This is a genomic window from Nostoc sp. UIC 10607 (assembly GCF_047228265.1).
In the GTDB taxonomy this organism is placed as follows: domain Bacteria; phylum Cyanobacteriota; class Cyanobacteriia; order Cyanobacteriales; family Nostocaceae; genus Nostoc; species Nostoc foliaceum_A.
In genome coordinates this window covers 240,807-250,146 of the sequence record NZ_JBIQNW010000003.1, presented here as the reverse complement: position 1 = coordinate 250,146, position 9,340 = coordinate 240,807, and the positions used below count along the sequence as shown (strand labels likewise).

The window sequence follows — 9,340 nt, the reverse complement described above, 5'->3', positions numbered from 1 at the left end:
GCAATCCGCCAGCAGTTAGATGAGCAACCCGGAATAGGTCTGGCCTACTGGCGTTTGGGACGCATCTATCAAGCATGGGGCAAATACGAACAAGCAATCGTTCATTACCAACAAAGCCGTGACCTCTATAAGCAATTAGATCAAGAAAAAGATATAGCTAACCAGTGGTATCGGCTAGCTGATTGCTATCGTGATTGGGGTAAATATCAGGAAGCCTTAGAGTGTGAGCAAAAGGATTTGGCAATTCGCCAGCAGTTAGATGACCAAACCAGGATAGCTCTTGCTCATTATCAGTTAGGACGTATATATCAAACATGGGGTAAATATGAACAAGCGATCGCCCACCACCAGCAAAGCCATGACATCTACAAGCAATTGGGCAAAGAAAAGCATGTGGCTAATCAGTTTTCTTGGATCAGTAGTTGCTATTGCAACTGGAGTTATGAGCAAGCAGTTGAGTATCAGCAAAAGTGCTTGGCACAACGTCAACGGTTAGAAGACCAATCAGATATAGCTCATGCCTACTTTCAACTAGGCTGGATTCATGAAAGTTGGGGTAAGTATGAAGAAGCGATTGCCTACTTCCAACAAAGCCGTGACCTCTATGAGCAATTGGGCAAAGAGAAGGACGTAGCTAACTTGTGGTACTGGCTAGCTGATTGTTATAGCAACTGGGGCAAATATCAACAGGCATTAGAGTGTCAGCAGCATTGTTTGCTCATACGCCAGTCATTAAATGACACATCTTTGATAGCTGCAACTTACCGTCAATTAGGTCAAATCTATCAAGCTTGGGGTAAGTATGCACAAGCGATCGCCTACCATCAACAAAGCCATGATCTTTATGAGCAATTGGGTCTAGAGAAGAATGTAGCTAATCAACTATCTTGGATTGCTAGTTGCTACCGCAATTTAAAGGATTACACGAAGGCAATTGAATATTACCAGCAAAGTCGAAATCTCTATCAGCACTTAGGCCATGATGAGAGTACGGCTAGATGCTATATGCAACTTGGTAACAATCAACGCTTGTTAGCAAAAAATACCTCAGATAGAGCAGTAGCTTTTGAATTACTGGCGCAAGCTGAACAAAATATCTGTCAAGCTATCCAAATAAATACCACAGGCAACTATAAAAAAAATCTTGCTTACGACTACATTATCTTTAGCTTAATCTGCTCGGAACGCTTACGGCTGTCGTCTTTTAAGGACTCGTTACCGCAAGAAAAAATTGCCCAATTTGAAGAATATTATAATACTGGTTTGACATATCTTGCCGAATTGGGACAGACAGTAAATCGAGCAGATGAAGCTCTTGATATCGCCCGTGCCTATCTGGAAGTCAGCGTCTTAAAAAATCTTGACCGAGCCGAAGAACTAGCCCAAGAATCCCTCCAAATTTTTCACGAGTACAATCGCCGGGAATTAGAAGCTTCATCTCGTAAACTCTTGGGCGAAATATACTTGAGCCGCGCCCAGCATCATCAATCAGGTACTAAAGCAACTGCTATCCAGTTTTTAAGAGAAAGTCTGCAAATCTATAGAGAGCTTGATTTAAGCGAAAAAGCTACTGAGGTAGAGCAGCTAATACATCCAAATCTGGATAATACTGTAATACTTAGCGATTAGAATTCGCTACTGTATAAACCAAGCCTGCGTAGATACTATGTGAAAAATTCACGAAGGCAAATTTTACTTGTGAGCCAAAAGGCGCTGTCTGAAGACAAGTTGCTGCGCGTCTACGCACTTCATTGCACAAATTTGCTCAATTTTGTGTTGAAACAGCCTAATATTAGTAGATATTTTTACTAGATTCTTTTTTTACTTTATACACTGTATAAATGCTAGAATCCTCAAGTAGACAGTTAGGATACTTAGATGCCAGTTGTAGCTAACTCAATCAAGTTTGGTACAGACGGCTGGCGGGGCGTTATTGGTGATGAGTTCACCTTTGAACGCCTAGCCCTGGTCGCGCCAGTCGCCGCAAAAGTATTATATAATACATATTTTTCTACGGTGGGTAGCCGGACAATAATTGTTGGTTACGATCGCCGATTCATGGCTGAAGACTTTGCTCGTGCTGTTGCCGATACTGTCACTGCTGTCGGATTTGATGTACTACTGAGCGAAACATATGCCCCAACCCCAGCTTATAGTTGGGCAGCAAAACAACTCAATGCTTTAGGAGCGCTGGTAATTACAGCCAGCCATAATCCGGGTTCATATTTGGGATTAAAAGTCAAGGGTTGTTTTGGTGGATCAGTGCCGCCAGAAGTCACAAAAGAGATAGAAGCGCAGTTGTCGGTTGGAGTCCCACTAGCAGCTACTCCAGGCAAGCAAGAGAAATTCGATCCTTGGCCCAGTTATACCCAAGCACTAGAACGTAAAGTTGATATTGCCAAACTTAGAGAAGCGATCGCATCTGGTAAATTAACGTTATTTGCCGATGTCATGCATGGTGCTGCGGCTGGTGGATTAGCGAGACTACTAGGCAATCAGGTCAAAGAAATCAACAGCGATCGCGACCCCCTATTTGGTGGTGGTGCGCCGGAACCCTTACCTAAATACCTTTCAAAGCTATTTGAAGTCATCAAGACTCACCGAGAAACCGATAAATCAGGTTTAACGGTGGGGTTGGTATTTGATGGAGACTGCGATCGCATTGCAGCTGTGGATGGAGAAGCCAACTTCCTAAGTTCCCAAGTCTTAATCCCGATATTAATCGACCACTTAACCCTGCGGCGCGGCTTTAAGGGTGAAATAGTCAAAACTGTTAGTGGTTCCGACTTGATACCCCTTGTAGCGGCACTACATAACCTCTCAGTATTTGAGACAGCAGTTGGTTATAAATATATTGCTGACAGAATGTTAGCAGCAGAAGTTTTGCTGGGCGGCGAAGAATCGGGAGGAATCGGCTATGGTAGCCATATTCCCGAACGGGATGCACTGCTGTCAGCCTTGTACGTCCTAGAGGCGATCGTAGAATCTGGTTTGGATTTAGGTGAATATTATCGCCACTTGCAGAAACAAACAGGGTTTACCTCAGCATACGATCGCATTGATTTACCCTTAGCAAGTATGGAAGTGCGATCGCGTCTTTTGCAACAACTGCAAACCCAACCATTGACGGAAATTGCAGGTAAAGCAGTGATTGATTGCCAAACAATTGACGGCTACAAATATCGCCTAGCTGATAAAAGCTGGTTAATGATTCGATTTAGCGGTACTGAGCCAGTTTTACGCCTGTACTGCGAAGCCTCGACAATTGAGCAAGTGCATCAAACTCTTGCTTGGGCGAAACAGTGGGCAGAGTAAAATTAGTGAGGAGTTGAGAGTTAGGAGTTAAGAATTAATAACTCATAACTTATCACTCCTAACTCCTAACTGATATTTAAAATTCATGACATTACTTGTAGTAGCCACAGGAAATGCCGGTAAGTTGCGGGAAATGCAAGCTTACCTGGAAAATTCTGGTTGGGAATTAACCCTCAAACCTGAAGAATTAGACATTGAAGAAACGGGCGAAACCTTTGCCGCTAACGCTTGTCTAAAAGCCTCACAAATTGCTAAAGCTACAGGAAACTGGGCAATTGCTGATGATTCGGGCTTGCAAGTAGATGCCCTAAATGGGGCACCAGGGGTGTATTCTGCACGTTACGCCAAAACCGACTCAGAACGCATTGCTAGGATATTGAGCGAATTAGGCAACGAAGTAAATCGGCAAGCTCAATTTGTTTGTGCAGTAGCGATCGCTCGTCCTGATGGTGCGATCGTATTAGAATCTGAAGGTGTTTGTCGTGGCGAAATTCTCCATGCACCACGTGGTGATGGTGGTTTCGGCTACGACCCAATTTTTTACGTGCAAGAGTTGCAGTTGACCTTTGCTGAGATGACACGGGAGTTGAAAAGGTCAATTAGCCATCGAGGCAAAGCTTTTACAGCTTTACTTCCGCAACTGGAGATAGTTAGGAGTTAGGAGTTAGGAGTTATGAATTCTGACTCACAACTCATAACTTTTAACTCTTAACTCATAACTTATTTAAACTGCTTCTGTGTTCTTTTCGCCAGTGCGAATCCGAATCACTTGCTCAACAGGCGAGATGAAAATTTTACCATCGCCGATTTCACCAGTGCGGGCAGCAGCAATAATTTTGTCCACCACCATATCAACTTGATTGTCGTCAACTACGATTTCCACTTTGAGTTTTTGCAGAAACTCAACGGTGTACTCAGAACCGCGATACCGTTCAGTTTGGCCTTTCTGCCGTCCGAACCCTCGGACTTCAGAAACAGTCATGCCGACAATACCAGCGTTAACCAAGGCAATTTTTACCTCGTCTAGTTTGAATGGGCGAATAATAGCTTCTACTTTTTTCATCTTTTTGACTCCTGACTTCTACTAGCTTCGTTTATATATCTAACCAGATCCGCTGTCTGAAGCTGTAACTAGCAGTGCTTTTCCTAAAACATATGTAATAATTACCACTTTTTTAAAGTGTAGATGCTTTGCCTGAGGGTTTGGGACATAAGAAGCTGCAAGGATTTATTAATTGGATAATCTTTGAGGTTCTAACATAAAGAAGCTGCTGTCAAGTTAGCATTTTATGTAACTTTTATAACCTAAAAATAGATAAATTACGCCATTTAGAGAGTAATTGCAGAGAAATTGCTCGGTAGCCCAAAAGCCTTCTGCTGCCGACTGTGGGAGTGTCAACTAACGTTTCTGATGTTCAAACAAGGGACGCACAACGAAATATCCAGCACTAAAGGCAGTAAGCATGATTAACAATATGGTGATAATTAACCACCAGCCATTAAGTCCCTTCGCATCTGGCTCAGTAGTGGAATAATAACTTACTTGTTGCTCTTCTATAAAAACTGGTTCTGGTATCGGGAAATTCATTTCCATTACAGGTGGAGAATAGGCTTGGCGACGGCTTTTTTCGGGTGGGGCTTTAGGCACAACAGGTGGACTTGGGCGAGAAACCTGTTGAGGTGGACGCGCTTGCGTTACTGGCTGTTTAGCGGCATTTTTCACGTAGCTAGGAGCTTGGGGGGCTTGGTGATAACTAGAAGTAGCATGGGAATCCACAAACTTTTGCAAATGAGAAAAAGACTCAACAACTTTGGTAATTTCTTGGCGTAGAAGTTGATTTTCTTGTGCTAATTGCTGATTTTTGGTGGTGAGTGTATGTAGCTTCGCCTGTGCTGCTTGCAACTCTGTTGACAATTCCCGATATACAGATAGTGGTACAGAGGGAGGGTAGGCTTGAGTAGTCGGTGTTGGCGAATTCCTGTGAACAGAACCTATGGTTGTTCGCATCGGGGGCTTGGTATTAAAAATCAAGGTAAGTAGATCGTACAGAGATGCTAACAAAGATAGTCAGCCCTGAAACTATGCCCAAGAATAATAGAAAAATGCCGAAAGGGCAAAGATTTCTTATTTACATTTTGGATATAGTTCAGTAGTCAGTAGTCAATGGTCATTCAACAGCTTAATAACTGACCACGAGTTTAATCTCGTAACAATGGGAAGAAGTGTCCTACAGGGCCTTGCCCTTCGCCAATATCTAAGGCGTAAGTGAGTGCAGTAGTCACATACGCCTTTGCCTGTTGGACTGCTTGCCACAAGTCTTTTCCCTTAGCCAGATTAGCAGCGATCGCAGCCGATAGTGTACAACCAGTACCGTGGGTATTTTTTGTCTCTACTTGCTGGCAAGTTAAAACTTCCAACTTATCGCCATCAAACCAAATATCAACGCCACGCAAATCTCCCTGCATACCTCCACCCTTGACTAAAACAGCCTTTGTGCGTAAAGCCTTATGAATAATTTCAGCTGCGGCTTGCATATCCTCCAAGGAATTAATTTGTAAACCGCTTAAAATCTGGGCTTCGTAGCGATTCGGCGTAATCATAACCGCCTTGGGAATCAGGACATGGCACAGAGTCTTCACAGCATCATCATCAATCAATTGTGCCCCCATACGTGACACCATTACTGGATCAACTACTAAATTATCAATTTGTAAAGCTTCCACCTGCTGGGCAACAGCAAAGATAATTTCCTGGTTGAGCAACATTCCTGTTTTAGCAGCTTGTACGCCAATATCCTCAACTACTGCCTGAATTTGCGCCACAACAGCCTCTTTTAGCATGGCATCAACCCTCCTGACTCCTAGAGTGTTTTGTGCCGTGACGCAGGTTATAGCGCTAGTACCGTGGACACAGTGAAAAGCAAAGGTGCGTAAATCAGCTTGAATTCCTGCACCGCCACCGCTATCTGAACCAGCAATGGTTAAAGCAACGGGTATTCTGGAGTTTATTTCAGCGTTCATAATTATGAAGATTAGAGTTGTTGGCGCAATCAAACCAAACTATCTCAAAGAGTGATGAACTAGGCTAACATCCTCATCCCTTCTTGCAACAACAAAGATTTACGGCAATCTACTTACTGGCAAGATGGTTGCGGCTTGGCGTAGGCGTAGCCCACCAGACCCTAAGGGGAAGCAAGCTACGGGTAGCGGAAGTACCAGAAAGCATCGCTTCCAAAAAATCTTTAGAGCAACTTCATTAAATCCTCGCACAAAGCGCTTTCCATTCCCATATCACTGTAGAAATTAACAGGACTCAACCACGGCACTCCATAGTTTTTCCTGTTCTGTTGTAAAAAAACGAACTATGTTCTGGGTATTTACTGATATCAATTGCTGTTTGTAAAGGTTACTTTTAACTAAGTTCACAAGACTCAGTTACACCGATTACAACAGGTTCGACTAAGTTGTTACATTAGTTCCCTTAAGTTAAGGGGTCAACCTACTAAAGTTTCAACCAATTTAACTTTAACCAATGCAACTTTAAGTCCTCAGTTATTAGCAAGGGGTGCATTTTACCATGACGATTTGGCAACCTCCTGACCTAAAACAACGGACAAAGCTCTGAGGAATTACTATGCCAATTTATGATTATCGTATCGAATATAGCAGATAGCAAAGCTGGTTTGCAAAGAGCAGCGATGTCTGCGACGGGCTACGCCTACGCGGCTGCCACAGATGTAGATACGATTCCATTCGATTCCAGCTTTTAACAACAAGCCCAGAGAAGACAGGAAACGTCTCCGGCTTTGCGCTGCCTTATCTACGTGCTAATCGTCCGATCACCCTCAATAAAACACTGACGATTGACGGTATCGATACCCCTGGTTTAACTATCAACGGTTGACAGGAGAAAAATTTTCAGTTTTACAACAGTGTTTCTACAAACGACGCGATTTCAAGTCGCGATCGCCTATGGCGGGCGGGTACGCCATCGGACAACTGTGACTGTCTTGAACAGTCCAGACAGATGACTCATTCAAATAACTATTTAGCAACTAAAGAAAGTTGCTGAGAGTGTACTACCAATTCCCCTTACACACATTCGGAGTAAACCTATGGCTGGCAAAACATATTACGTTTCTGGAACAGGTAATGATAAAAGTAATGGCTTGAATGAGGGAGCCGCATTTCGCACGCTCCAAAAAGCTGCTAACTTGGTGCAGGCAGGTGATACGGTCTACGTCATGAATGGTACTTACACAAACACAGCCTCTGCTAATATCCTAAGTATTACAAATAAGCAGGGTAAGGCTGATGCACCGATCACATTTACTGCATATCCCGGACACACACCTGTTTTAGAAGCACACAAAAATAATTGGAATGCTATATCAATTTCAGGCTCTTCATACGTAGTAGTTGAAGGGCTAACGCTGGTGGGAGCACGAGATGAAATTACATTAGAATATGCGCTTCAGCAAAAAGACAATCTAAATAACCCAGCAACATCTGGAAATGGTATTAATATTACATTCACTAATGGCAGCCAAAAGCAACGTTCACATCACATCACAATTAAAAATAACAATGTTTCTAAGTTTCCAGGAGGCGGGATTGCAGGAACAGAAGTAGACTACATTACAGTAGAAAACAATGTCGTTTCTGGAAATGCTTGGTATTCACCTTATGGGAACCAAGGAATTACAATGCTTAATCTTTGGAACTCTGATAATAACGTAACAGATTATAAAGTAATTCTTCGGGGTAACACCTCTTTTGATAATAACCAATTAGTTCCTTGGATTAATGCAGGAAAAATAACAGAGGGTCATGGAATAATGCTTGACACTTCTTATATTGGAGGTGTTGCGTATACTGGTAAAGCCTTAATCAGTAATAACTTAGTTTACAACAATGGAGGGGCTGGAATCCAAATTTTCAAAGGAGAAAATCCTGTAGACATTATTAATAATACAACTTACCAAAACTCACAAACACTCCCAGACGGAGAAATTTTTGTTAACAGTGCTAAAAATGTTCGAGCCTCTAACAATATTATGTATGCAAGCAACGGGGAGTCTGTGACTTTGCTGGTTAATTCTAGTAATGTTTCATTTGACAATAACCTTGCTTACAACGGAGTTTTTAAAGGCACAGGATCAGGAAATATTTTAAACAAAGACCCGTTGTTTGTTGATGCAGCGAATGGTGACTTTAGGCTCAAACCTGGAAGTCCTGCAATCGATGCTGGTTCTAATGCCTTCAATAGCATCACTAAAAATATTCCCCTAGATGGCGATGGCAACGGCAGTGTATTAATTGACATTGGCGCATACGAAGCCCCCACCAATAATACTCCTACCCCCGAAATTCAAGTTCTTGATGGCACAGTTGATATTGCAGATAACAGTACCACCGCTATTAACTTTGGCGACAGCATTGTTGGCAGCACCCTGACCAAAACTTTTACTATTAAGAATACTGGTATAGCTGCACTCAACCTGAGTAATCTCAAACTCCCCGATGGCTTTAGTTTGGTAGGAACTTTTCCAGCTACCTTGGCTGCCAAGACTTCGACCAGTATAACGGTGGCACTCAATACGAAAACACCTGGAACCTACACTGGCAACTTCAGTTTAAGCAACAACGATAGTAACGAAAGCCCCTTTGACTTTGCTATTAGTGGTAGAGTTACTGCTCCCGAAATTCAAGTTCTCAATGGCACAGTTGACATTGTAGATGGCAGCACTACTGCGATTAACTTTGGTAATGTCGCTTTCGGCAGTACCGTAACCAAAACTTTCACCATCAAGAACATTGGTACAGCTGCACTCAACCTGAGTAATCTCAAACTCCCTGACGGCTTTAGTTTGGTAGGAACTCTTCCAACTACCTTGGCTACTAAGGCTTCGACGAGTATAAAAGTGGCACTCAATACGAAAACACCTGGAACCTATGCTGGCAGTTTCAGTTTGACCAACAACGATAGTGACGAAAGCCCCTTTGACTTTGCCATTAGTGGTAC

General features: G+C 42.8%; 8 protein-coding genes. 5 read left to right on the top strand and 3 right to left on the bottom strand.

Annotated features, from left to right (window positions below; all coding sequences use genetic code 11):
* The 3 genes from ACEYW6_RS04540 to rdgB all read left to right on the top strand — a co-directional run.
* Window positions 1-1,629: tetratricopeptide repeat protein (locus ACEYW6_RS04540; RefSeq protein WP_412978787.1), on the top strand; the 1,629-nt coding region annotated here is incomplete at its 5' end.
* A 249-nt stretch (window positions 1,630-1,878) separates the two neighbouring features.
* Complete coding sequence (locus tag ACEYW6_RS04535; RefSeq protein ID WP_412978786.1) at window positions 1,879-3,315, top strand: phosphoglucomutase/phosphomannomutase family protein; 1,437 nt, start codon at window positions 1,879-1,881, stop codon at window positions 3,313-3,315.
* 85 nt (window positions 3,316-3,400) lie between these two features.
* Entirely contained in the window at window positions 3,401-3,976 is a 576-nt protein-coding gene (rdgB, locus tag ACEYW6_RS04530) for an RdgB/HAM1 family non-canonical purine NTP pyrophosphatase (protein WP_412978785.1), read from the top strand.
* Window positions 3,977-4,039: 63 nt separating this feature from the next.
* On the opposite strand, the gene ACEYW6_RS04525 is transcribed toward rdgB, so the two are convergent.
* From ACEYW6_RS04525 to thiD, 3 genes are all read right to left on the bottom strand, one after another.
* The gene (locus ACEYW6_RS04525; protein WP_012410794.1) at window positions 4,040-4,378 is read right to left on the bottom strand and encodes a P-II family nitrogen regulator; all 339 of its coding nucleotides are present in this window, start codon (window positions 4,376-4,378) and stop codon (window positions 4,040-4,042) included.
* A 336-nt stretch (window positions 4,379-4,714) separates the two neighbouring features.
* Window positions 4,715-5,323 carry a hypothetical protein gene (locus tag ACEYW6_RS04520; protein ID WP_412978784.1) on the bottom strand — a complete coding sequence of 203 codons (609 nt, stop codon included), beginning with the start codon at window positions 5,321-5,323 and terminating at the stop codon, window positions 4,715-4,717.
* A 191-nt stretch (window positions 5,324-5,514) separates the two neighbouring features.
* Window positions 5,515-6,336 (bottom strand): bifunctional hydroxymethylpyrimidine kinase/phosphomethylpyrimidine kinase, encoded by an 822-nt coding sequence (thiD, locus tag ACEYW6_RS04515; RefSeq protein WP_412978783.1) that lies wholly within the window; start codon window positions 6,334-6,336, stop codon window positions 5,515-5,517.
* Window positions 6,337-6,959: 623 nt separating this feature from the next.
* Here thiD and ACEYW6_RS04510 point away from each other — a divergent pair.
* Both ACEYW6_RS04510 and ACEYW6_RS04505 read left to right on the top strand, forming a co-directional pair.
* Window positions 6,960-7,085: a hypothetical protein gene (locus ACEYW6_RS04510; RefSeq protein WP_412978782.1), complete on the top strand. Its 126-nt coding sequence runs from the start codon at window positions 6,960-6,962 to the stop codon at window positions 7,083-7,085.
* A gap of 345 nt (window positions 7,086-7,430) precedes the next feature.
* A partial coding sequence (locus ACEYW6_RS04505) for a choice-of-anchor D domain-containing protein (protein WP_412978781.1) occupies window positions 7,431-9,340 on the top strand: 1,910 nt, incomplete at its 3' end.

Excerpts from the sequence above, each read along its gene's own strand:
- ACEYW6_RS04535 (WP_412978786.1), top strand. The coding sequence starts at position 1,879 with ATGCCAGTTGTAGCTAACTCAATCAAGTTTGGTACAGACGGCTGGCGG.
- rdgB (WP_412978785.1), top strand. The coding sequence starts at position 3,401 with ATGACATTACTTGTAGTAGCCACAGGAAATGCCGGTAAGTTGCGGGAA.
- ACEYW6_RS04525 (WP_012410794.1), bottom strand. The coding sequence starts at position 4,378 with ATGAAAAAAGTAGAAGCTATTATTCGCCCATTCAAACTAGACGAGGTA.
- ACEYW6_RS04520 (WP_412978784.1), bottom strand. The coding sequence starts at position 5,323 with ATGCGAACAACCATAGGTTCTGTTCACAGGAATTCGCCAACACCGACT.
- thiD (WP_412978783.1), bottom strand. The coding sequence starts at position 6,336 with ATGAACGCTGAAATAAACTCCAGAATACCCGTTGCTTTAACCATTGCT.
- ACEYW6_RS04510 (WP_412978782.1), top strand. The coding sequence starts at position 6,960 with ATGATTATCGTATCGAATATAGCAGATAGCAAAGCTGGTTTGCAAAGA.